Raw genomic sequence first — 24,045 nt, 5'->3', positions numbered from 1 at the left:
AGCCAACCCGGCCCGAAACAACGTGTGCTTATGCCAACTGAAAATTCGTCGAAAACGGTGGAGCTGAAAGTAAACGTAGCTCGGTGTGCTGCCGGACAGCAGGGATCACATGACGCCTGGAGATCGTGCAAGTCGTCATGCCATTGATACCTGTAAACCATGTCCTGGTCTCAAACTTAAAGGATGTACCCGGTCTTTACCGTGAGGGCTGCTTTCCTGCCCTGGAAAACCGTGCCAAAGCTAACGCATAAAAAAGGCGCCCCAAAGGACGCCAAAAAATTCACCTCTTTCCAAAGGAGCAAGGAGCTTCTAAAGGTGAATGTACATTGCTCGTGAACTCAGAGAATCGCCAACGGATACTCGACAATCACCCGCACTTCCTCCAGGTCCGACTCGAACGCCGTGGCGCGGGTGGTGGCCTGGCGCAAACGCAGTGAGATGTCCTTCAACGAACCACTCTGCACCACGTATTTGACTTCGATATCCCGCTCCCAACGCTTCTGATCCGTCAGCGGATTGCCGTCGCCATCGCGGCGCATGTACACGGTGTTGGCGTTGGAATAATCGGCGTCGGTGCCGCGGCCGTAGCGAGTCATGAACGACAAACCGGGCACGCCATGGGTGGTCATGTCGAGGTCGTAGCGCACCATCCACGAACGTTCTTTTGGCGAGTTGAAATCGCTGTACTGGATGGAGTTGTCGAGGAAGATCGAGTCGGACTGGCGCAGGTAATCGAAATCGTCGTTGCCGTTGTTGCGCTGGTGCGACAGGGCCACGGAATGCGCACCGAACTTCACGCCAACCCGGCCACTCCAGATGTTGTTGTCGAACTCGCCGAGCAGTTGTTTGCCTTCGTCGACGGCCTTGTAGTAATTCAAACCACCGAACAGCGACAGGTCATCCGCCAGCGGATATGTCCACGCGGTGCCGACGTAATACTGGTTCCAGGCATCTTTGAGACGACTGGAATAGAGACTGACGCTGAGGTTCTTATTCAGCACATAGTCACCGCCGCCATACGCGATCCACGGCGAATTGACCGGGCCTGCATAGAAGGTCGCGAAGTTCTCCCGCATGTCGCTCGACACCGGTTGGCTCATCGCGTGCAGTCGACCACCCTGAACCGATAGACCTTCAATACTGGTGTTGGTCGCCGTCACACCACGAAAACTCTCTGGCAGTAATCGTGAATCACCTGCTGCGACGACCGGGTTGGCGGGGAACACATCACCCACCTTGACCACCGTATCGAACGCCCGCACTTTCGCGGCACCCCCGACCTTGGTGTATTCGTCCCGCGCCTCGCCGTCACTGTTGACCGGCAGCACATCGAACGAACTGCGGCCACCGTTGCGGCCGTCACCGGTGTCGAGCTTCAAGCCGATCATGGCAAACGCATCGACTCCGACCCCGACGGTGCCTTGAGTGAAACCGGACTCGAACTTGCTGATCACCGCATGCGCCCAAGCTTCTGAGTAGCCATTGCCGGTAGGACTGGACTGGCTGTTGCGGTCGTCACGATTGAAGTAGAAGTTGCGGTTAAGCACCGTCAGGCTGCTGCCTTCGATAAAGCCTTCGGCTTTTTCTTCTGCAAACACCATGGACGGCCCGGAGCCAACCACCACCGCTAAAGCGGCCATCGACATTTTTGTATTGTTAACCATCAAACACTCCTTGGGTTCGGCAGAACGGGAACGTGCTTCGGCGTGGATTTTATTGTTCGACGGGCAAGCGCCCGCCGGCATGGTCGCCGGGTAACATCGTTGCAAGCTGCGGATAACGCCAAGGTGATGAGGGAATTACAATTTCGTCATGTGCGTTTGGTTTGAACTCAATCGGTGTATGGGATTGTTTGTTTCCTCGCTTTTATCGGAATCCTTTACCAGATGAAGCTTGGTGGTCCGTAGTTTGACTTTGCCTTCGCGCTCATCTGCCAAGGATTTCAAGCCGTCCAGTAGTTCGGAAAAAATGTCTCGTTTCATTGTTCCTCCGTGCCTCGATTGATCTTTTCAGCAATTACTGAGGATAGAGAAGTGCCTCAATTCTGGCTGTAGGACGAACCTGACCTTCTTGCAAGAGCTTTCGGTAGAGCAACAAAGAGACTTCGCAATTGACGTGTCGGAACAATCCACAGCACTATCCGATCATGACTGCCCACCACCGAATGAACATGATGTGCGCCTCAATGACCGCTTCCGGCGGGCCATAAGGTCATACGTGTTTGTCATTTGACGTGTACCCGAAGCCCCGCCAGAAATGGACGGGGCTTTTTCGTTCCCGTCCGCACATGGCTCATGGAGAGAGAAATGTTCGACATCAGAAGAGCCACCGCGAATGACGCCCAAACCGCATTCGACATACGACGCATGGCGATCAGGCATCAATGCATCGGTGCCTACACCGAGCAGCAAATGCACGACTGGACCAAGGGTTCGGCTGAGGACGGTTACGACACGTTCATGGAAAAGCATTTCTATCTGGGCTTCGTTGAGGGCGAGCCCGTGGCAACCGGAATGCTTGATCTGGAGCACCGTGAAATCGGTGCAATCTTCATTCATCCGGATTTCATGCAGCGTGGACTGGGCAAACACGTTTTGCGCTTTCTCGAAGATCTGGCAAGGGAGCTGGGGCTGGCAGAGGTCTGCCTGGACGCAACGTTGAACGCTGCCGATTTTTACCGGCGCTGCGGTTACATCGGGGAGGGGAGTGCGATTTACCAATCGCCTTCGGGTCTGCAACTGGCGTGCGTGCCAATGGTGAAGAAACTGTGATGCCATTGTAGCGAGGGAGCTTGCTCCCGCTGGGCTTAGCAATGCTTTCAAGAATGGAGGTGGAAGCGGCGACCTAAAAAAGGCGCCCCGAAGGACGCCAAAAGATTCACCTCTTTCCGCCCGCCGGCATGGTCGCCGGGTGACATCGTTGCAAGCGGCGGATAACGCGAGGGTGATTGGGGGATTACAATTTCGTCATGTGGAAGGCTTTGCCAGATCGGTTCGCTTCAAGGCTGCAATGGGGGGGCGACGGTTTGTGGAAAAGCGTCTGACGCGCATTCACGTTTCAACGACTCGCGTACGGTTTTCAATATCGGCCATTCGAAAGCGTTGTGCCCGGCGCGCAGTAGACGGCTGCGCACGGGCTGGCGCTGCCGTAACCAACGCAGGCTGGACATGCCGAAGGGGTCTTTGATGCCCTGAATTATCAGGGTGTCGGAATTGAGCGAAACGTTTTCGCTGTCCGCACTGAAGAAGTAGCGATTGACGTGGTAATGCAATTCCAGACGGATGGCGAGAATGGCTTCTTCATCGGCAAACCTACCGAGAGCATCCATTGGCATCGTCTGCCCGTTGAGTCGTAACGACGCTTGCAACCAGTGGATGGCGGCTTGTTGCTGTTGGTCACGACAGCCATCATTCAATATTTGCTGGATGTCGCGCGCGGTACCGCCACCGGTATGGCGCAAGGCTGCGTTTATTGCTTCTTCATAGGCGTAAGTGTTCGCTGCAAACGGAACGAAAACAGACACCAATGTGGTTTTCAGCAAAGTGGCGGGGTATCGCTGCTGGTATTGAATGGCCAGCCAGGTGCCCCAGGAGACACCCAGCAAACTGATGCGCTGCAAGCCCAGGTGCAGGCGCAAGGCGTTGATGTCTTCGACGTTCAGGGCCGTGTTGTTGTCTCGCGTCTGCCCGTACGGGCGTGATCGGCCACATCCGCGCTGATCAATCAAAATCACGTCGAAGCAACGCAGGTCGAAGAACTCCAGATGATGACGGCTGCAGCGCCCACCGGGCCCTCCGTGCAAGAAGAACACGGGCTCACCACCGCGTGTTCCGTGGCGCTCCCAGTACAGTTGATGGCCGTCAGCGGTGAGAAGGTATCCGTTGAGGCGGGTCATGCGGCGGGAAGCGTCAGGCGGTAGAACTGAAATAACTCTTGCCGCCCGCTGCGCGCCGCCACACTGGAAATAATCACCAGACCAAAGGTGTGAGCCAGCCAGGGCATGGCAAGCAGCACCGGCGTATGACCAAACACTAGGATCGTGCCACCGGGCTTTACGCAACGCACCAGGCTTTCAAACGCGCTGTGTGCTTCGCGGCGGGTCATGACTTCGGCGTTGAGGAAACGAAGGATCAGCACGTCGCAGCGAATATGAGCGTCGATGCAGGCGGTCGCCTCCATCACGCGAAACTGCGCAGTCGATGTTGCGTGACGCTGTTGCGCATATTCAATCATCGAGGCCGAACGGTCTGTGCCGAGGTAGCGGCCGTCAGTGAGTTCGACAGCCAGATGGGCGATGAAGTCACCTGTCGAGCAGGCCGGGTCGTAAACCAGGTCGTCCGGTTTGAGCAATGGACGAAGTACGCTCACGCAGTGTTCGCGAAAGTGGCACTCGTCTGCGTTCAGTTGCGCAGCCAGCAATTCGTTTCCCTGCCAGTAATCGGCGGGGCAAACGGCCTCGTCACCACAATCATCGATGACAGCAAAGGGGAAATGTATCTCGCTGTCCGGGCTGTTCAGCGCGGCTTCGAAGGCTTCGATTCTTTCTTTCAACGTTGATGTTTGAAAATAGATCGACACGCCGTCGTTGCCCCATTGCGACTGCCTGTGGGGGCCGAGCAACATGGTGGGGTTCAACAGGCTGCTCAGGCCCCAGCGATTGCAAGGGTCTCGCTGCAAGACTTTGCGGCCGACCCAGTCACGGTCGCGGACCCGCAGAATAAATACCTGATGCAGGCCGTTGCGAGTCGATTCGACGAAACAACCGATCGGGCCGGCGCTTGTGATGTGGTCGGACAGGTTTTTTGCCAGTTCCAGTTCATGCCCCTTTGAGCAGACGATGGCTTGGTTGTTCATGAGCTCACTCCGTGAAGCTGTTTGTCCAACCCTCGACCTCGGGCGTGGGGAATCACCACGTTGCCGCTGGACACGACGAAGAACCGTTCCAGACCGGGTATCACCACATTGACCAGGCTGGTGCCGAGGCTCGTTTGATGCACAGTGGATACGCCGAGGTGGCGCCCGTGTTGTTGAAGATCGGTAGTCAGCTGTTCAATCTGCAGGGGCAATGGTCTTTGCGGGCTGGCCTCGGGCAAGGTGACCGTGGAGTGAGCGCAGCGATGCAGCAGATCCTCAGGATTGAATAGCAGGCAGCGCAATAGTCGGGGGAAGGGACTTAAGTGGCGCTTCGCGTTGAGCAAATGCTGCGTATATTCGGGCCCCGCCGCGGCGTGATGCAACTGCACCAGTTCCGTCAGCGCCCGCCAGGCAGCATGGCGCGGATCCAGGGAGCAACCTGAACCGAATACATGAATCCAGGCACCGGGTGCGGCGCAAAACGCCAGGAAAGTGCGCGCAACGAATTCGGTACTGATATCCACCAGCACGACCTCTGCGCCGATTTCCCTTTCGACATCCGCCCACAGTTGGCCCAAGGCATCGCCATGGTCGGGGCGGGTGATCCGGCGCACTGGCGGGTGATTCTGATAATAAAAATGATCCAGCAAAAACAACGAAACAGCGTCCCGTTCGATGCATTCATTGATGGCATGCAGCAGGGCTTCGTTGTAACTGGCGCCGATGGCCGTGCCGCTGTTGCTCGAGTAACGGCGCAAGGCGCGGCAGTCCGCGGTCTGCTGATCAAACAACTGCTGCGTGTTGGGTGACGTCAGCGCGAGCGGGTAAAAAAAAGGGTCGTGTCGTTGAGGGCAGGTGTAGCGTCGACAGGCGATTTGGCGGTGCTGCTGGCGGGTAATGAGTCGCACCAGATCTTCGTTGAACATCGCCTTGTCTGCGAAGTAGTCCACGGGAATAGCGTGGGCATTCTCAACCGGGAGCGAGTCTGTCCAATAGTGTTCAAGCGTTTCGTAGAGCGCACCGATGGTTGCCTGAATTGCATAACCTTTGCCGGCGCCGCGCGCGACAGGCAGACCTTTGCTGTCAGTAAAGGTCGCCTGTACCGCAACAACGTCCTGACCCAAGGTGTGCATAGCGGGCGTCATTCCCAGTCGACTCAATTCAGTTTGAATGCGCTGGTATGCCTGATCTGCTGTCAGTTCTCGCTCGATCATCCTGATGCTGTCCATGCTATCCATCCTCAAAAAGAACGGGGGCTTTCACCCCCGTTCGTTGACTCACTGCGCGTCGAGTTCGGCCAGTTCTTCCTCACTCAGTTGCAGTGCTTCGATGTGCTCCGGATCGCGAGCTTGCTCCTCGTCCAGTTCAACGATTTTGTTGGCGTTCCAGCTGGCCATGTAGCCCATAGGTCAATTCCTTTTTCTTTTTGGATGAAAGTGCATTTGCTTGCACGGACCGAATCTATAAGGCGGGCTGTGAGGGGTCAAAAATGTCCGGAAGTTTCAGTTCCGGGATGGATGGGAGGGTGAAATGCGTACACATCATCTTGTGATTGAAATGCGGGATAGTCAGGATTCAGCGGCTTTTTCCGAGGGGCACGGTTGTTATTTGTCGGGGGGATTTGGTGTGCCTGAGAGGGTTTCTTGCTGAGGGGGCGTGGGATATTTCAGCGGGTTTTTTGGGAAAAGAGGGTCTGGCAATCAGCTCCCGGGAATTTTCCATCGCAGGTAATGAGTTTTCCTTGCGCTGATTGAAGGCTTTCCTACAACTACAGAAGGGTAGGTATCAGGCGCAGAGGGGACCGGCGCTGCACATATATCCGCAAAAACAAAAACGGCACCCGAAGGTGCCGTTTCCATTTGCAGCTAAATCCAGCAGAGCAATCAGCCCGCCAGACCCGCCTGCTGAACCAGTGTCAGCAACGGCTGCGGGTAAACGCCGAGGAAGAACGCAACCAGGGCGATGGCCAGCAGCATTACGCCGCCCGCCTTTTGTTCCCAGTGCAACTCGGCATCGTGGCGACGCAGGTTCGGCTCGATCAGGTACAGGGTGACCATCACGCGCAGGTAGTAGAAGACGCCGATGGCGCTGCCCAGTACCAGCGAACCCACCAGCCACCATTGGTGCGACTCGACACCGGTAGCGATGATGTAGAACTTGCCGATGAAGCCTGCGGTCAGCGGGATACCGGCCAGGGACAGCATCATCACGGTCAGTACGGCGGTCAGGTACGGACGGCGCCAGAACAGGCCGCGATACTCGTACAGCGCGTCTGCGTCACGGCCCTTGTACGGCGAAGACATCAGGGTGATCACGCCGAAAGCGCCGAGGCTGGTGATCACATAAGTAACCAGATACACGCCGATGGCTTCCACGGCCAGACCCTTGCTCGCCACCAGTGCGATCAGCAGGTAGCCGAAGTGCGCGATGGACGAGTAACCGAGCAGACGCTTGAGGTTGCTCTGGGTCAGGGCCAGCAGGTTACCGAACAGGATCGAGGCAACGGCGATCACGCTCAGCACGTCGCTCAGTACGCCACTGCTTGCAGCAGGGGAGATCTGGAACAGGCGCACCATCACCGCGAACACGGCAACCTTGGAAGCGGTCGCGAGAAACGCGGCGACCGGTGCCGGAGCACCTTCGTACACGTCCGGCGTCCACAGGTGGAACGGTACCAGCGACAGCTTGAACGCCAGACCGATCAGCATCATGCCCAGGCCCAGTTGTGCCAGCGGGCTAGGCAGACCAGTGGCAGCCAGTGCCTGACCGATACCGGTGAAGCTCAGCGAACCAGCGTCTGCGTACAGCAGTGCCATACCGAACAACAGGAACGCGGAACCGGCGGCCGACAGCACCATGTACTTGATGCCGGCTTCCAGCGAACGCTTGTTGAAGAAGGCGTAAGCCACCAGACCGTAGACCGGCACCGACAGCAGTTCCAGACCGATGAACAACCCGGCCAGGTGCTGCGCGCTGACCAGAACCAGGCCACCGGCGGCGGCCATCAGGATCAGCAGGTACAGTTCTTCACGGTTGCCCGGGTAACCCGAACCGCCGTCGCCCAAATAGGCGTGGGCGAGCGTGACGCAGGCGAGGGTGGCGACCAGGATCAGCGCCATGTACAGGCAGGCGAACGCATCGATCTGCAGCAATGGGGTCACGGCCAGAGGCGCGACTTTCAAGGCAGGCAGGATCGACAGCAAGGCCAGGTTCAGACCGGCGACCGAGATCAGGAAGGTCTGCGAGTGATTGCGGCGCCAGGCGATTGCCAGCATCACCACGATAATGGTGAGGCTGGTGATCAACAGTGGCGCAAGCGCAATAAAGTGTTGAATCGTGAATTCCATAGCGCTCTTACCGGGCCGAAGCGAGTTGAGTGAAGGCGGTGCCGAGCCACTGCTGTACGCCATGCATCGTGGCGGCAGAAGTGTCGAGGAACGGTTGCGGGTAGACGCCGAGGTAAATCAGCAGCACCGCAAGGCCTAGCACCATGATCAGTTCGCGAGCGTCCATACCGTGCAGAATCGAATCCGATTTCGACGGACCGAAGTACGCACGGTGGATCATGATCAGCGAGTAGACCGAACCGAACACCAGACCGGAGGTGGCAATCGCAGTGATCCAAGGCCAGCTCGCGAAAGAACCGATCAGGATCAGGAACTCACCGACAAAGTTACCGGTACCCGGCAGACCCAAGGACGCGGCTGCAAAGAACAGGCTGATCGCCGGCAGGTAAGCAATACGCGACCACAGACCGCCCATCTCACGCATGTCACGAGTATGCAGACGCTCGTACAACTGACCGCTGAGGATAAACAGTGCGGCTGCCGAAACACCGTGCGCCAGCATCTGGATCACTGCACCTTGCAGGGCCAGTTGGCTGCCGGAGTAGATGCCGATCAACACGAAGCCCATATGGGAAACGGAAGAGAAGGCGATCAGACGCTTGATGTCAGTTTGCGCGAACGCCAGGAACGCACCGTAGAAGATCCCGATCAGACCGAGGGTCATGGCGATCGGCGCGAACTCGGCCGAGGCATTCGGGAACAGCGGCAGGGCGAAACGCAGCAGGCCGTAAGCAGCGGTTTTCAGCAAGATACCGGCGAGGTCGACAGAACCTGCGGTCGGCGCCTGGGCGTGAGCATCAGGCAACCAGGAGTGGAACGGTACGACTGGCAGCTTGACCGCGAAGGCGATGAAGAAGCCGAGCATCAGGATGTACTCGGTGGTCATCGACATCTTGGTTTTCAACAGGTCGGCGTAGTTGAAGGTAATCACGCCAGTGTTGTTGAAGTTGACCAGTACCAGACCGAGGATCGCCACCAGCATGATCAGGCCGGAAGCCTGAGTGAAGATGAAGAACTTGGTTGCTGCGTAGATCCGGGTTTTCTTGCCGTCCGAAGAACTGTGACCCCAGAGCGCGATGAGGAAGTACATCGGCACCAGCATCATTTCCCAGAAGAAGAAGAACATGAACAGGTCGAGGGCGAGGAACACGCCGACAACACCGCCCAGGATCCACATCAGGTTCAGGTGGAAGAAGCCAACGTGACGTTGAATCTCTTTCCACGAGCAGAGTACCGAGAGGATACCCAGCAGACCGGTCAGCAGGATCATCAACAGCGACAGGCCGTCGAGGGCCAGGTGCACGCTGATGCCGAAACGCGCGATCCAGATATGCTTGAACTCAAGCGCCCAGGTCGGATCGGCGCCAGGCGCCGGGGCAAATGAATAGTTGCCGGTAGCCCACAGCCAGAGGCCGATCGCGAGCAACAGGGACATGGTGATCAGCGCAATCCAGCGGGGCAGGGTAGCGCCGAAGCGCTCACCCATCCAGCACAGCAGGCCGCCGATGAAGGGGATCAGGATTAGCCAAGGCAGAATCATGACGGGCTCGTTTCCTTTCGCAAATTCGCAAGGTTCATATCAGACCGCTACCAGCACGATGGCGCCAATAACCAGCACGGCACCAGCAGCCATCGAAGCAGCGTACCAACGCAGTTGACCGGTCTCGGTGCGGCTCAGAGCAGTGTGTCCACCCTTGGCCATACGCGGGATCAGACCGATGGTCTGGTCGAGCGGGTCTTTGCGCAGGATGTGGCTGATCGCAAGGTACGGCTTGACGAACAGTTTGTCGTAGATCCAGTCGAAGCCCCAGGCAGCGAACCACCAGGCCGACAGGAAACGCCCGACGCCGCTGTTGGCAATCGCCGTCACGAAGCGACGCTTGCCGAGGAACAGCAGGGCCGCCAGCAGGATACCGGCCAGAGCGATGGCGCCCGAAGCGATTTCCAGACTGTGCTTGGCTTCGCCACCGGCATGGCCAACGCTTTCTGGCAGTACGCCGTGCAGCGGTGGAACGATCATGGCGCCGATGAAAGTCGACAGCACGATCAGCACCGACAGTGGCAACCAGTGAGCAATACCGTGACCGGCGTGCGCTTCAGTCTTGGCTTCACCGTGGAACGTGATGAAGATCAGGCGGAAGGTGTAGAGCGAGGTCATGAACGCGCCGACCAGACCTGCGTAGAGCAGACCGTGGTTGCCGCTGGCGAACGCTTCCCAGAGGATTTCGTCCTTGGAGTAGAAGCCTGCGGTTACCAGTGGCAAAGCAGCCAGTGCCGCGCCGCCGACGATGAAGCTGGCGTAGGCCAGTGGCAGTTTCTTCCACAGACCGCCCATCTTGAAGATGTTCTGCTCGTGGTGGCAGGCAACGATCACCGCACCGGAAGCAAGGAACAGCAGCGCCTTGAAGAAGGCGTGGGTCATCAGGTGGAAGATCGCGCCATCCCATGCGCCAACGCCCAGCGCCAGGAACATGTAGCCGATCTGGCTCATGGTCGAGTAGGCGAGGATACGTTTGATGTCGGTTTGAACCAGAGCGGCGAAACCGGCGAGTACCAGCGTCACACCACCAACGATGCCGACCAGGTGCAGGATGTCCGGCGCCAGGGTGAACAGACCGTGGGTACGCGCGATCAGGTAAACACCTGCGGTCACCATGGTCGCGGCGTGGATCAGTGCCGAAACCGGGGTAGGACCGGCCATCGCGTCCGCGAGCCAGGTTTGCAGCGGCAGTTGCGCCGATTTACCGACCGCACCGCCCAGCAGCATCAGAGTCGCCAGGGTGATCCAGAAGTCGCCGACCTGGAATTTCTGCGGTGCCAGCACCAGCAGTTCCTGGATGTTCAGCGTGCCCACTTGCTGGAACAGGATGAACAGGCCGATGGCCATGAACACGTCGCCGATCCGGGTCACGATGAAGGCCTTGAGTGCGGCGTTACCGTTGTTGCGGTTGCTGTAGTAGAAACCGATCAACAGGTACGAGCACAGGCCCACGCCTTCCCAGCCGAAGTACAGGAACAACAGGTTATCGCCCAGGACCAGGAACAACATGCTGGCGATAAACAGGTTGGTGTACGAGAAGAAGCGCGAGTAACCCGCTTCACCGCGCATGTACCAGGAGGCGAACAGGTGGATCAGGAAACCTACGCCTACCACCACGCCGAGCATGGTGATCGACAGGCCGTCGACGTAGAGCGCGAAGTCAGGCTTGAAGCCTTCCACCGCCATCCACTGCCACAGCACCAGGGTGTAGTGACCGCCTTCGGGAGGTGCGACGTTGAATTGCCAGATGACGTAGGCGGTGACAATCGCCGACAAGCCAATGGAACCCACGCCGATCAGCGCCGAGAGGTTTTCCGACCAGCGTCCACGAGAGAACGACAGCAGCAGGAACCCGATCAGGGGGAATACGAAAGTCAGAAAGATTAGGTTCATCCGCGCATCTCACTGGCAGCGTCGATATCGAGCGTGTGGAAGCGGCGATACAGCTGCAGCAGGATCGCCAGACCAATACTGGCCTCGGCGGCTGCAAGGCTGATCACCAGGATGAACATGATCTGTCCATCCGGCTGGCCCCAACGGGCGCCTGCAACGATGAAGGCCAGTGCAGAGGCGTTCATCATCACTTCCAGACTCATCAACACGAACAAAATGTTACGACGAACCATCAGGCCGACGAGGCCTAGGCAGAACAGGATGCCGGCAACCGCCAGACCATGCTCAAGAGGGATAGCAGGCATAAGTTACTCCGTCGCCTCGTTGCGGCCCAAATGGAACGCCGTGACGGCTGCGGCAAGCAGCAGCATCGAGGCGAGTTCGACCACCAGCAGATACGGGCCGAACAGGCTGATGCCCACGGCTTTTGCATCGACGGTGGTGTGGCCGATGGCCTGGCCGCTCTGGTGAGCGAACAGCACATACAGCAATTCGGCCAGCAGCAGACCGGCGAGAATTACCGGTCCGGCCCAGATACCGGGCTTGAGCCAGACGCGTTCCTGCTGAACCGCGGCGGGGCCGAGGTTGAGCATCATTACCACGAACACGAACAGCACCATGATGGCGCCAGCGTAGGCGATCACTTCCAGCACGCCGGCGAATGGAGCGCCGAGTGCAAAGAAGGTCATGGCCACGGCGATCAACGAGATGATCAGGTAGAGCAGGGCGTGCACAGGGTTGGTGTTGGTGACCACACGAAGCGTGGCCACAACCGCGATACCCGATGCGAAATAGAAAGCGAATTCCATCGTTCTTCCTTAAGGCAGCAAGCTCTTCACGTTGATCGGTTCGGCTTCGTTCTGTGCAGCGCCTTTCGGCTTGCCAGCGATTGCCATACCTGCAACACGATAGAAGTTGTAATCAGGGTTTTTGCCGGGGCCGGAGATCAAAAGATCTTCTTTCTCGTACACCAGGTCCTGACGTTTGAACTCGGCCATCTCGAAATCCGGTGTCAGCTGGATTGCGGTGGTCGGACAGGCTTCCTCGCAGAGACCGCAGAAAATGCAGCGCGAGAAGTTGATACGGAAGAAGTCCGGGTACCAGCGACCGTCTTCGGTTTCAGCTTTCTGCAGCGAGATGCAACCCACCGGGCACGCCACGGCGCACAGGTTGCAGGCTACGCAGCGTTCTTCGCCATCGGGGTCGCGGGTCAGGACGATGCGACCACGGTAGCGTGGTGGCAGGTAGACCGCTTCTTCCGGATATTGCAGGGTGTCGCGCTTGCGAAAGCCATGGCCGAAGACCATGACCAGGCTGCGCAACTGGGTACCGGTACCCTTAATGATGTCGCCAATATATTTGAACATGGGTCAAATCCTCACTGAACCGCAACTGCGGGCGTGTTCCACAACACGACCGCAGCGGTCACCAGCAAATTGATCAGGGTCAGTGGCAGGCAGAATTTCCAGCTGAAGTCCATCACCTGGTCATAACGCGGACGCGGGATAGAGGCGCGCAGCAGGATGAACAGCATGATGAAGAACGCGGTCTTCAGGGCGAACCACAGGAACGACAGTTGCGGCAGGATGCCGAACGGACCGTGCCAGCCACCGAAGAACAGGGTGACCAGCAGCGCCGAGATCAAGATGATGCCGATGTATTCGCCAACGAAGAACATGCCCCATTTCATGCCGGCGTATTCAATGTGGTAACCGTCAGCCAGTTCCTGTTCCGCTTCCGGCTGGTCGAACGGGTGACGGTGAGTCACGGCGACGCCAGCGATGAAGAAAGTACAGAAGCCGAAGAACTGCGGAATGATGAACCACAGGTTTTGCGCCTGGTACTCGACGATGTCGCGCATGTTGAACGAGCCGACCTGCACCACGATGCCCATCAGGGCCAGGCCCATGAACACTTCGTAGGACACGGTCTGCGCCGAGGCACGCAAGGCACCCAGCAGGGCGAACTTGTTGTTACTCGACCAGCCGGCGAACAGCACTGCGTAGACCGACAGACCGGCCATGGCAAAGAAGAACAGCAGGCCGATGTTCAGATCCGCGACACCCCAGGTCGGGGTGATCGGGATGATCGCGAACGCAATCAGCAAGGCCGACATGGCCACAACCGGTGCCAGGGTGAAGATCACCTTGTCGGCAAACGGTGGCGTCCAGTCTTCCTTGAAGAACATCTTCAGCATGTCGGCAGCGATCTGGAACATGCCAAACGGGCCAACGCGGTTCGGACCGTAACGGTCCTGCCACCAGCCCAGCAGGCGACGTTCGACAAAGCTGAGTAACGCGCCCGCGACCACAACGGCCAGCAGAATCACGATGGCTTTGACGACCGTCAGGATCACATCGATCACTTCAGGGGTGAACCAGGTCATTGCGCTGCCTCCTGCAGACCGTCGACGGATACGCCGGCGAATGCCGGTGGAATGCCGGCGATGCCCGCAGGCAATGCCACCAGACCTGCGCCCAGTTCTTCATTGATGCGCAGCGGCAGACGCAGGGTCTGACCGGCCACGTTCAGGCTCAGCAGTGCACCTTCGTTGACGCCTAGGCGATCCGCTTCGGATTTGGCCAGTGCAACGTAAGCCGCCGGAATGCGTTCCTGAACCGGCGCGGCTTTCGAAGAGTTCTCTTCGCTGCCGAACAGGTGGAAGAACGGCACGGCTTGCCAGGTGCCCGGCGTCGGGTTGAACGCACGCGGAGCAGCAGCGAACCAGTTCAGCGAATCGCCCGTGCTTTCGATCAGGCGGGTGCCCGGGTCGCCAGCGCGGATGTGACCACCGACTTCGTCCTGGAACTTGTTCCAGGCTTGCGGCGAGTTCCAGCCCGGCGACCAGGCAAACGGCACTTGCTGACGCGGTTCGGCAGAGCCCGAGTAACCTTCCATGGAGAAAGAGAACGCGGTGTCTTTGTCTTGCGGCGTGCGTGGTTCGTGAACGCTGATGTCGGCGCGCATCGCGGTGCGACCGGAGTAACGCAGCGGCTCACGCGCCAGTTTCAGACCCTTGATGCGGAATGCGGCAGACGGCGCAGCATCGACGATACGCGCCAGTTGCGCGGTGCTCGAAGCAACGGCAGCGGTGACGTGGTCGAGTTGCGTCCAGTCGATCGGCTGATTCAGCAAGGTGGCGCGCAAGGCGTGCAACCAGCGCCAGCCTTCGTGCACCAGAATGCTCGCGTCCAGGTATTGCGGATCGAAAACCTGGAAGAAGCGCTGGGCGCGACCTTCCTGGCTTACCAAAGTACCGTCGCCTTCAGCGAAGCTGGCGGCTGGCAGAACCAGATGCGCGCGGTCGCTGGTAGCGGTCTTCTGATGGTCAGCGACGATCACCACTTTCGCGGCGTTCAGGGCTGCATCGACCTTGTCCTTGGCGGTGCGGGTGTAGAGATCGTTTTCCAGCACGACGATAGCGTCGGCCTTGCCATCGATCACTGCTTGCAGCGCAGCGTCGACCGATTCGCCACCGAGCATCGCCAAGCCGAGGCTGTTGGCTTCCGGCACGATCAGGCTGATGGAACCGTTCTTCTCGCGCAGCTTCAGGGCTTTGGCGATGTTGGCCGCAGCCTCGATCAGGGCTTTTGAACCCAGCGAAGTACCGGCGATGATCAGCGGACGCTTGGCGGCGAGCAGGGCATCAGCAATGCGCTTGGCCAGTTCCAGTGCTTCAGCGTCCAGACCTTCAACGGCAGGGGCGCTGGCATCCAGAGCGTGAGCCACGGCGAAACCGATACGCGCCAGATCGTCGGGAGCCGCGTGAACGCATTCTTCGGCGATGTCGTCGAGCTTGGTTTCAGCCAGACTGGCAATGAACAGCGGGTTCAGCGCGTGCTGACCGATGTTTTTCACCGCGGCGTCGAGCCATGGCTGGACGCGCATGGCGTCGGCCATTTCTTCGGCTTTGCCCTTGACCGACTGACGCAGCGACAACGCCATACGGGCGGCGGTCTGGGTCAGGTCTTCACCGAGCACGAAAATGGCGTCGTGGTCTTCGATGTCACGCATGTTCGGTACTGGCAGCGGGCTGTCATTGAGCACTTGCAGAACCAGACGGATGCGCTCCAGTTCGGCCGCTTCGATACCCGAGTAGAAGTGTTCGGCGCCTACCAGTTCACGCAACGCGTAGTTGCTTTCAAGGCTGGCACGCGGCGAACCGATACCGACGATGTTGCGACCGCGCAGCAGATCGGCGGCTTTATCCAGCGCAGCGTCGAGGCTCAGCTTGGTGCCGTCGGCCAGCAGCGGCTGACGTGGACGGTCGGTGCGGTTGACGTAGCCATAACCGAAACGGCCACGGTCGCACAGGAAGTACTGGTTCACCGAACCGTTGAAACGGTTTTCGATGCGACGCAGTTCGCCGTAACGCTCGCCCGGGGAGATGTTGCAACCGCTCGAGCAGCCATGGCAGATGCTCGGCGAGAACTGCATGTCCCACTTGCGGTTGTAACGCTCGGAGTGAGTCTTGTCGGTGAACACACCGGTCGGGCAGACCTCGGTGAGGTTGCCGGAGAACTCGCTTTCGAGGGTGCCGTCTTCGACGCGACCGAAGTACACGTTGTCGTGGGCGCCGAACACACCGAGGTCGGTGCCGCCAGCGTAGTCTTTGTAGAAACGCACACAGCGGTAGCAAGCGATGCAGCGGTTCATTTCGTGGGAAATGAACGGGCCCAGTTGCTGGTTCTGGTGGGTGCGTTTGGTGAAGCGATAACGGCGCTCGTTGTGGCCGGTCATCACTGTCATGTCTTGCAGGTGGCAATGACCGCCTTCTTCGCACACAGGGCAGTCGTGCGGGTGGTTGGTCATCAGCCATTCGACAACACTGGCGCGGAACGCCTTGGATTCTTCATCTTCGATGGAGATCCAGGTGTTGTCGGTGGCAGGGGTCATGCACGACATGACGATGCGACCACGGGTGTCGTTCTCGTCGGTGTACTGCTTGACCGCGCACTGGCGGCAAGCCCCGACGCTACCTAGCGCGGGGTGCCAGCAGAAATATGGAATGTCGAGGCCCAGCGACAGACATGCCTGTAACAGGTTGTCTGCCCCGTCGACTTCGAGCGCTTTGCCGTCTACGTGGATAGTGGCCATGGTTCAAAGGTCTTCGTTGGCCCGGTGTCAGCGGGCGTGGCTAATGGAATCTTGTTATCCGTGCGAATCAAACCAGCCTCGAAAGGCGTCATCGCAGGAGATGAAGAGCACGGGCCCTTCACCTTTATTAAGCGTTTACGGGCCGATTACGATCGGCCTTGCCAGAGGCGGGACGGCGGCGCTGACAGGCGCGATACCGGCTTCGAACTCTGGACGGAAGTATTTGATGGCACTGCCCAACGGCTCCACGGCACCCGGTGCGTGAGCACAGAAGGTCTTGCCCGGGCCGAGGAAACCGACCAGACCCAGCAGGGTCTCGATATCGCCTGGCTGACCACGGCCTTCTTCGATGGCCATCAAGAGCTTGACGCTCCATGGCAAACCATCACGGCAGGGGGTGCAGAAGCCGCACGACTCACGGGCAAAGAACTGCTCCATGTTGCGCAGCAGCGAGACCATGTTGACGCTGTCATCCACCGCCATCGCCAGGCCGGTACCCATACGGGTGCCCACTTTGGCGATGCCGCCGGCGTACATTTGTGCGTCGAGGTGCTCAGGCAGGAGGAAACCGGTACCGGCCCCGCCTGGCTGCCAGGCCTTGAGTTTGAAACCGTCGCGCATGCCGCCGGCGTAGTCTTCGAACAACTCGCGACCGGTAACGCCGAATGGCAATTCCCACAGACCCGGATTCTTGACCTTGCCGGAGAAGCCCATGAGCTTGGTGCCCATGTCTTCAGAGCCTTCGCGGGCCAACGATTTGTACCAGTCAACGCCGTCGGCAATGATCGCCGGCACGTTGCACAGGGTTTCGACGTTGTTCACGCAAGTCGGCTTGCCCCACACGCCGACGGCGGCAGGGAAGGGCGGCTTGGAGCGCGGGTTGGCGCGGCGGCCTTCGAGGGAGTTGATCAGTGCGGTTTCTTCACCGCAGATGTAACGCCCGGCGCCGGTGTGCACGAACAGTTCGAAATCGAAGCCTGAGCCCAGAATGTTCTTGCCCAGAAGGCCTGCTGCCTTGGCTTCTTCCACGGCACGGTTGAGGTGCTTGGCGGCGGTGGTGTACTCGCCACGCAGGAAGATGTAGCCACGGTAGGTTTTCAGCGCGCGGGCACTGATCAGCATGCCTTCGATCAGCAGATGGGGCAGTTGCTCCATCAGCATGCGGTCTTTCCAGGTGTTCGGCTCCATTTCATCCGCGTTGCACAGCAGGTAGCGGATGTTGATGGATTCGTCTTTGGGCATCAGGCCCCACTTAACGCCAGTGGGGAAGCCTGCACCGCCGCGACCTTTGAGGCCTGCGTCTTTCACGGTCTGGACAATGGCGTCCTGATCCATGTCGGCGAAGGCTTTGCGCGCAGCGGCGTAACCGTTCTTGGCCTGGTACTCGTCGAGCCACACGGCTTCGCCGTCGTCACGCAGACGCCAGGTCAGCGGGTGAGTCTCGGCCGACCGCTGAATGCGGTTGGCAGGACCGAAAGATGTCAGGGTCATACGTAGCCCTCGAGCAGTTTGGCGACGCCAGCAGGCTGCACATCACCAAAGGTGTCGTCGTCGATCATCAGCGCCGGTGCCTTGTCGCAGTTGCCGAGGCAGCAGACAGGCAGCAGGGTGAAACGACCGTCGGTGGTGGTCTGACCCAGGCCGATGCCCAGATTGTTCTGGATTTCGCTGACCACCGACTCGTGGCCGCCGATGTAGCAGACCATGCTGTCGCAGACGCGAATGATGTGACGGCCGACGGGCTGACGGAAGATCTGGCTATAGAACGTCGCCACACCTTCAACATCGCTGGCCGGGATGCCGAGCATCTCGCCGATCGCGTACAGGGCGCCATCCGGCACCCAGCCACGTTCTTTCTGAACGATCTTCAGGGCTTCGATCGACGCCGCGCGCGGGTCTTCGTAGTGATGCAGCTCGTGCTCGATGGCCGAGCGCTCGGTTTCACTCAAGGTGAAACGGTCTGTCTGGATAAGCGTGCTGTTCATGCTTAGCGGTCCACGTCGGCCATAACGAAGTCGATACTACCCAGGTACGCAATCAAGTCCGCGACCATGCTGCCTTTGATCACCGAAGGGATCTGTTGCAGATGCGGGAAGCTTGGAGTGCGGATCCGGGTACGGTAGCTCATGGTGCCGCCGTCGCTCGTCAGGTAATAACTGTTGATGCCCTTGGTCGCTTCGATCATCTGGAAGGATTCGTTGGCCGGCATGACCGGACCCCACGAAACTTGCAGGAAGTGCGTGATCAAGGTTTCGATGTGCTGCAGCGTGCGCTCTTTGGGCGGCGGCGTGGTCAGCGGGTGATCCGCCTTGTACGGGCCTTCCGGCATGTTGCGCATGCACTGGTCGATGATCTTGATGCTTTGGCGCATCTCTTCAACGCGCACCATGCAGCGGTCGTAGGCATCGCCATTGGCGGCCAGTGGTACTTCGAACTCGAAGTTCTCGTAGCCGGAGTACGGACGCGCTTTACGCAGGTCGAAATCGCAACCGGTCGAACGCAGGCCTGCACCGGTAACGCCCCATTCCAGGGCCTCTTTGGTGTTGTAGGCGGCAACGCCGATGGTACGACCCTTGAGGATGCTGTTCTGCAGGGCAGCCTTGGTGTATTCGTCGAGGCGTTTTGGCAGCCATTCAACAAAGTCTTTCACCAGTTTTTCCCAGCCGCGCGGCAGGTCGTGGGCAACGCCACCGATGCGGTACCAGGCCGGGTGCAGACGGAAACCGGTAATGGCTTCGATCACCGTGTACGCCTTCTGGCGGTCGGTGAAGGTGAAGAACACCGGGGTCATTGCGCCAACGTCCTGGATGTACGTACCCAGGAACAGCAGGTGGCTGGTGATCCGGAAGAACTCGGCCATCATGATGCGGATGACGTCGACCTTCTCAGGCACCTTGATGCCGGCCAGCTTCTCGACCGAGAGCACGTACGGCAGGTTGTTCATCACGCCGCCGAGGTAGTCGATACGGTCGGTGTACGGAATGAAACTGTGCCACGACTGACGCTCGGCCATCTTCTCGGCGCCACGGTGGTGGTAACCGATGTCCGGAACGCAGTCGACGATTTCTTCACCGTCCAGTTGCAGAATGATGCGGAACGCACCGTGAGCCGAAGGGTGGTTCGGGCCCAGGTTGAGGAACATATAGTCCTCGTTCACACCGGAACGCTTCATGCCCCAGTCTTCAGGACGGAAGCGTGCTGCTTCTTCCTCAAGCTGCTGCTTGGCGAGGTTGAGGCTGTACGGATCGAATTCGGTGGCGCGCGCCGGGAAGTCCTTGCGCAGCGGGTGACCTTCCCAGGTCGGCGGCATCATGATTCGCGACAGGTGCGGGTGGCCTTTGAAGTCGATGCCGTACATGTCCCAGACTTCACGCTCGTACCAGTTGGCGTTCGGCCAGATGCTGGTGACGGTCGGCAAGCTCAGGTCGCTCTCGGACAAAGCGACCTTGATCATCACGTCACTATTACGCTCAAGCGACATGAGGTGATAGAACACGGTGAACTCGGCGTCCGATGGCAGCCCTTGACGCTTGGTGCGCAGACGCTCGTCCACGCCGTGCAGGTCATAGAGCATGACGTACGGCTTGGGCAGGTTGCGCAGGAAAGTCAGGACTTCGACGAGTCTGGCACGCGCCACCCACAGCACCGGCATGCCGGTGCGGGTTGGCTGGGCGGTGAACGCCTCCGGGCCAAAACGGTTATTCAATTCAACGACCACATCCTGGTCGTCTGCCTTATAAGGCGGGATGTACAGAGCGCTGCCTGTAGTCATGGTTATTTATTCGCTTTCGGTCAACGTAAAGAATGAAGCCAGCTTCTCGTTTCTTTGTAAGAACAGATCTGGATCAGACTTCGTCAGGGCTGCGCAGGTTGGTCACTGCGATTCGCTGTTCGCGGCGCTGTTCCTTCTGCGAAGGCATGTCGGCGCGATAAACGCCTTGATCACCAACGACCCAGGAAAGCGGGCGACGCTCCTTGCCAATCGATTCCTGCAACAGCATCAAGCCTTGCAGAAATGCTTCTGGACGGGGCGGGCAGCCAGGTACGTAGACGTCCACCGGCAGGAACTTGTCCACCCCTTGAACCACGGAGTAGATGTCGTACATGCCACCGGAGTTGGCGCACGAACCCATGGAGATAACCCATTTCGGTTCGAGCATTTGCTCGTAGAGACGCTGAATGATCGGCGCCATCTTGATGAAGCAGGTACCGGCGATAACCATGAAGTCGGCCTGACGCGGCGATGCCCGGATAACTTCGGCGCCAAAGCGCGCGATGTCGTGGGGCGCCGTGAAGGCGGTGGTCATTTCCACATAGCAGCACGACAGGCCGAAGTTGTACGGCCACAGGGAGTTTTTACGTCCCCAGTTGACCGCGCCACTCAGCACGTCTTCGAGCTTGCCCATGAAAATGTTTTTGTGAACTTGATCTTCTAACGGATCGGAAACGGTTTCCCGTTCGCCGATCGGGTACTGATCGTTAGGAGCATCGGGGTCGATCCTGGTGAGATTGTATTGCATTGCCAAAGCCTCATTGTTTCAGCTTCGCCTGCCGCTTGCGACGAGCTTCCGGAGCCCAGTCAAGGGCGCCCACTCGGAACAGGTAGACAAGACCTGCCAACAGAATTGCTATGAAAACGAGAGCTTCGACGAATCCGGTCCAGCCGCTTTCGCGGACGGACACAGACCATGCAAAGAGAAAGAGGGCTTCGATATCGAAGATCACGAAGAGCATCGCGACCAGATAGAATTTGGCTGAGAGCCGCAAGCGGGCGCCACCGGTAGGTAGCATGCCCGACTCGAACGGTTCGTTTTTGCTGCGGCCCCAGGCTTTTGACCCGAGGAGGCTGGAAACGCCAAGCATGAAGGCACACAGGCCGACGACACCCAGAAGGAAAATGGCAAAGCCCCAGTTGTGGGCCATGAGTCCTGTCGCTTCGGGCATGCTGGTAATCCTTAACAGAGAGCAAAGGTCTCTGAGCTTGATAAAGAAATAGGCAGTGACGATATGTCGCAGCAATCAATCGCGCTGATTTTATGGCTAAACACCCAGCAAGTAAAATTCCTATAGCGAAATTATTTATTGGAATAAGGACATAGCGCACCTCGAATGCCCTGAGGCCCATGCGTTGCGGGCATTAGCCGGGTTTCAATGAATAATGTTTTGTCGGGAATGTAACGAACATAGTTATGGCTGAATGATAATTAATATCGTTTGTGGTGGTTTTGTAACTATTTTGCGGCGCAGTAGTTGGGAAGTTGTCTTATATACCCGTTACTGCAAGTAGCGGCGGCGTCCGTTTTAGCTGATTTTTCCTACGCCCATACGGCTCTGGATCAATGTTTTTTCAGAAAGGTCTGGCACGGGTTTGTGATGTCCGAGGAATCGCCACCCCTCTGCAGGAGCTGCCGAAGGCTGCGATCTTTTGACTTTGGGCTTTCAACATCAAAAGCAAGATCAAAAGATCGCAGCCTTCGGCAGCTCCTACAGGGGGGAGGGGGCGCGGTTTCTGCAGGCAAAAAAACGCCCCGAACCAGTCGGGGCGTCAGATGTGCAGCGCTGCGGTTAGCTTTTATTCGGTCCGCAACGGCCGTTTGCTCAGGCGAAGCAGAATCAGTGGAACTGTTCTTCTTCGGTCGAACCGGTCAGCGCGGTTACCGAGGACGAGCCACCCTGGATCACGGTGGTCATGTCGTCGAAGTAGCCGGTGCCCACTTCCTGCTGGTGCGCCACGAAGGTGTAACCCTTGGAAGCGTCAGCGAATTCCTGCTCTTGCAGCTTCACGTAGGCAGTCATGTCGTTGCGGGCGTAGTCGTGCGCCAGGTTGAACATGCTGTGCCACATGTTGTGAATGCCGGCCAGGGTGATGAACTGGTGCTTGTAGCCCATGGCGGACAGTTCGCGCTGGAACTTGGCGATGGTCGCGTCGTCCAGGTTTTTCTTCCAGTTGAAGGAAGGCGAGCAGTTGTACGACAGCAGTTGGTCCGGGTATTCCTTCTTGATCGCTTCAGCAAAGCGACGGGCTTCGTCCAGATCCGGTTTGGCGGTTTCGCACCAGATCAGGTCGGCGTACGGTGCGTAAGCCAGGCCACGGGCGATTGCCTGGTCCAGACCGGCACGAACCTTATAGAAGCCTTCCTGAGTACGCTCGCCAGTCACGAACGGCTGGTCGTACGGGTCGCAATCGGAAGTCAGCAGATCCGCAGCGTTCGCATCGGTACGCGCCAGAATGATGGTCGGTGTACCGGCAACGTCAGCAGCCAGACGTGCAGCGGTCAGCTTCTGTACGGCTTCCTGAGTAGGAACCAGTACTTTACCGCCCATGTGGCCGCATTTTTTCACGGAAGCCAGTTGGTCTTCGAAGTGAACGCCGGCGGCGCCTGCTTCGATCATGCTCTTCATCAGCTCGTAGGCGTTCAGAACGCCGCCGAAACCGGCTTCGGCGTCAGCCACGATTGGCGCGAAGTAGTCGATGTAGCCTTCGTCGCCCGGGCCTTTGCCAGCTTTCCACTGGATCTGGTCAGCACGACGGAACGAGTTGTTGATGCGCTTGACCACGGTTGGAACCGAGTCCACCGGGTACAGCGACTGGTCCGGGTACATCGATTCTGCGGAGTTGTTGTCCGCAGCGACTTGCCAGCCCGACAGGTAAATGGCCTGGATGCCGGCCTTGACCTGCTGAACAGCCTGGCCGCCGGTCAGGGCGCCCATGCAGTTGACGAAATCTTTGTCTGGACGGAAGGACGGCTTGGCACCCTGGGTGACCAGGTTCCACAGCTTCTCGGCGCCGAGTTTTGCAAAAGTGTGCTCAGGTTGAACCGAGCCACGCAGGCGGACGACGTCAGCAGCGGAGTAAGCGCGGGTCACGCCTTTCCAGCGCGGGTTTTCAGCCCAGTCTTTTTCGAGGGCTGCAATTTGCTGTTCGCGTGTCAGTGCCATGGAGATAAACCTCGTCGCGTCTTTTATGAAAAGTTGTTCTGCGGTGGAAAATTCCTGCGCTCGCTGACCAGAAGCTTAGGCGGTCAAGTCGGATTCGGCGGGGTAGGCGACGGGATGAACGATGGGCTCGAGGGGAAGTGACAGGTAAGGGCGGACTGCGGGCGCATTCGGGCGTCGTGGGCCTTTGTACGAACTACAGCGTGAAGCCGGGTTACCTAATTACGCTTCCGTCCCTCGGGACAACTTCGTTCCAGTCGGCAACCTCGTCAAACACACCTTGTGGGCGGTACAGACACGAAGCGGTTCGCGGGGTAGATGCGAACATCGCTTCGAAGGCCCTTGCCAGGGCCTCTGATTAGCGGGAGCGAGGCCATC

The 24,045-nt window shown here is 58.6% G+C and carries 20 protein-coding genes and 1 pseudogene; 1 reads left to right on the top strand and 20 read right to left on the bottom strand.

Annotated elements, in window-relative coordinates:
- Nucleotides 1-338: 338 nt before the first annotated feature.
- Entirely contained in the window at nt 339-1,664 is a 1,326-nt protein-coding gene (locus ICA15_RS09195) for an OprD family porin (protein ID WP_210553069.1), read from the bottom strand.
- Nucleotides 1,665-1,877: 213 nt separating this feature from the next.
- A pseudogene (locus ICA15_RS09190) lies at nt 1,878-1,982 on the bottom strand (transcriptional regulator); the annotation flags it as partial.
- A 324-nt stretch (nt 1,983-2,306) separates the two neighbouring features.
- Between ICA15_RS09190 and ICA15_RS09185 the strand changes: the two are divergent.
- Nucleotides 2,307-2,771: a GNAT family N-acetyltransferase gene (locus ICA15_RS09185; protein ID WP_210553068.1), complete on the top strand. Its 465-nt coding sequence runs from the start codon at nt 2,307-2,309 to the stop codon at nt 2,769-2,771.
- A gap of 227 nt (nt 2,772-2,998) precedes the next feature.
- Here ICA15_RS09185 and ICA15_RS09180 read toward each other — a convergent pair whose 3' ends face one another.
- The 18 genes from ICA15_RS09180 to aceA all read right to left on the bottom strand — a co-directional run bounded on the left by ICA15_RS09180 (nt 2,999) and on the right by aceA (nt 23,670).
- A complete protein-coding gene (locus tag ICA15_RS09180) occupies nt 2,999-3,895 on the bottom strand; it encodes an alpha/beta fold hydrolase (RefSeq protein WP_210553067.1) in 897 nt (298 codons plus the stop codon).
- Nucleotides 3,892-4,854 (bottom strand): class I SAM-dependent methyltransferase, encoded by a 963-nt coding sequence (locus ICA15_RS09175; protein WP_210553066.1) that lies wholly within the window; start codon nt 4,852-4,854, stop codon nt 3,892-3,894. Before ICA15_RS09175 ends, ICA15_RS09180 begins: the two co-directional genes overlap by 4 nt.
- Nucleotides 4,851-6,083, bottom strand: coding sequence for a YcaO-like family protein (locus ICA15_RS09170; protein WP_210553065.1), 1,233 nt, complete (start codon nt 6,081-6,083; stop codon nt 4,851-4,853). Before ICA15_RS09170 ends, ICA15_RS09175 begins: the two co-directional genes overlap by 4 nt.
- 48 nt (nt 6,084-6,131) lie before the next feature.
- Entirely contained in the window at nt 6,132-6,260 is a 129-nt protein-coding gene (locus ICA15_RS28505) for a hypothetical protein (RefSeq protein ID WP_263480701.1), read from the bottom strand.
- A gap of 477 nt (nt 6,261-6,737) precedes the next feature.
- Nucleotides 6,738-8,201, bottom strand: a complete 1,464-nt coding sequence (gene nuoN / locus ICA15_RS09165; RefSeq protein WP_150615224.1) for an NADH-quinone oxidoreductase subunit NuoN — start codon at nt 8,199-8,201, stop codon at nt 6,738-6,740.
- A 7-nt stretch (nt 8,202-8,208) separates the two neighbouring features.
- On the bottom strand, nt 8,209-9,741 hold the full coding sequence (gene nuoM / locus ICA15_RS09160) for an NADH-quinone oxidoreductase subunit M (RefSeq protein WP_150592314.1): 1,533 nt from the start codon (nt 9,739-9,741) through the stop codon (nt 8,209-8,211).
- Between the two features lie 39 nt (nt 9,742-9,780).
- Nucleotides 9,781-11,634: an NADH-quinone oxidoreductase subunit L gene (nuoL, locus tag ICA15_RS09155; RefSeq protein ID WP_095189665.1), complete on the bottom strand. Its 1,854-nt coding sequence runs from the start codon at nt 11,632-11,634 to the stop codon at nt 9,781-9,783.
- Nucleotides 11,631-11,939 (bottom strand): NADH-quinone oxidoreductase subunit NuoK, encoded by a 309-nt coding sequence (gene nuoK, locus ICA15_RS09150; protein ID WP_003223790.1) that lies wholly within the window; start codon nt 11,937-11,939, stop codon nt 11,631-11,633. Before nuoK ends, nuoL begins: the two co-directional genes overlap by 4 nt.
- A gap of 3 nt (nt 11,940-11,942) precedes the next feature.
- Nucleotides 11,943-12,443: an NADH-quinone oxidoreductase subunit J gene (gene nuoJ / locus ICA15_RS09145; protein WP_042559872.1), complete on the bottom strand. Its 501-nt coding sequence runs from the start codon at nt 12,441-12,443 to the stop codon at nt 11,943-11,945.
- A gap of 9 nt (nt 12,444-12,452) precedes the next feature.
- Nucleotides 12,453-13,001, bottom strand: coding sequence for an NADH-quinone oxidoreductase subunit NuoI (gene nuoI, locus ICA15_RS09140; RefSeq protein ID WP_129394527.1), 549 nt, complete (start codon nt 12,999-13,001; stop codon nt 12,453-12,455).
- An 11-nt stretch (nt 13,002-13,012) separates the two neighbouring features.
- Complete coding sequence (gene nuoH, locus ICA15_RS09135) at nt 13,013-14,020, bottom strand: NADH-quinone oxidoreductase subunit NuoH (protein ID WP_064390680.1); 1,008 nt, start codon at nt 14,018-14,020, stop codon at nt 13,013-13,015.
- Nucleotides 14,017-16,731: an NADH-quinone oxidoreductase subunit NuoG gene (gene nuoG / locus ICA15_RS09130; RefSeq protein WP_210553064.1), complete on the bottom strand. Its 2,715-nt coding sequence runs from the start codon at nt 16,729-16,731 to the stop codon at nt 14,017-14,019. Before nuoG ends, nuoH begins: the two co-directional genes overlap by 4 nt.
- A gap of 135 nt (nt 16,732-16,866) precedes the next feature.
- On the bottom strand, nt 16,867-18,222 hold the full coding sequence (gene nuoF, locus ICA15_RS09125; RefSeq protein ID WP_210553063.1) for an NADH-quinone oxidoreductase subunit NuoF: 1,356 nt from the start codon (nt 18,220-18,222) through the stop codon (nt 16,867-16,869).
- Nucleotides 18,219-18,716 carry an NADH-quinone oxidoreductase subunit NuoE gene (gene nuoE, locus ICA15_RS09120; protein ID WP_042559867.1) on the bottom strand — a complete coding sequence of 166 codons (498 nt, stop codon included), beginning with the start codon at nt 18,714-18,716 and terminating at the stop codon, nt 18,219-18,221. Before nuoE ends, nuoF begins: the two co-directional genes overlap by 4 nt.
- Nucleotides 18,717-18,718: 2 nt before the next feature.
- On the bottom strand, nt 18,719-20,503 hold the full coding sequence (gene nuoC / locus ICA15_RS09115; protein ID WP_047302093.1) for an NADH-quinone oxidoreductase subunit C/D: 1,785 nt from the start codon (nt 20,501-20,503) through the stop codon (nt 18,719-18,721).
- A gap of 73 nt (nt 20,504-20,576) precedes the next feature.
- Nucleotides 20,577-21,251, bottom strand: a complete 675-nt coding sequence (locus tag ICA15_RS09110) for a NuoB/complex I 20 kDa subunit family protein (protein WP_042559865.1) — start codon at nt 21,249-21,251, stop codon at nt 20,577-20,579.
- A 10-nt stretch (nt 21,252-21,261) separates the two neighbouring features.
- A complete protein-coding gene (locus tag ICA15_RS09105; protein ID WP_003223812.1) occupies nt 21,262-21,675 on the bottom strand; it encodes an NADH-quinone oxidoreductase subunit A in 414 nt (137 codons plus the stop codon).
- Between the two features lie 669 nt (nt 21,676-22,344).
- Nucleotides 22,345-23,670, bottom strand: coding sequence for an isocitrate lyase (aceA, locus tag ICA15_RS09100; protein ID WP_033057066.1), 1,326 nt, complete (start codon nt 23,668-23,670; stop codon nt 22,345-22,347).
- Nucleotides 23,671-24,045: the final 375 nt, after the last annotated feature.

The organism is Pseudomonas sp. P116 (assembly GCF_020149425.1).
In the GTDB taxonomy this organism is placed as follows: domain Bacteria; phylum Pseudomonadota; class Gammaproteobacteria; order Pseudomonadales; family Pseudomonadaceae; genus Aquipseudomonas; species Aquipseudomonas anatoliensis.
The sequence above is the reverse complement of the archived record's forward strand: the minus strand, read 5'-3'. Positions and strand labels throughout refer to the sequence as shown.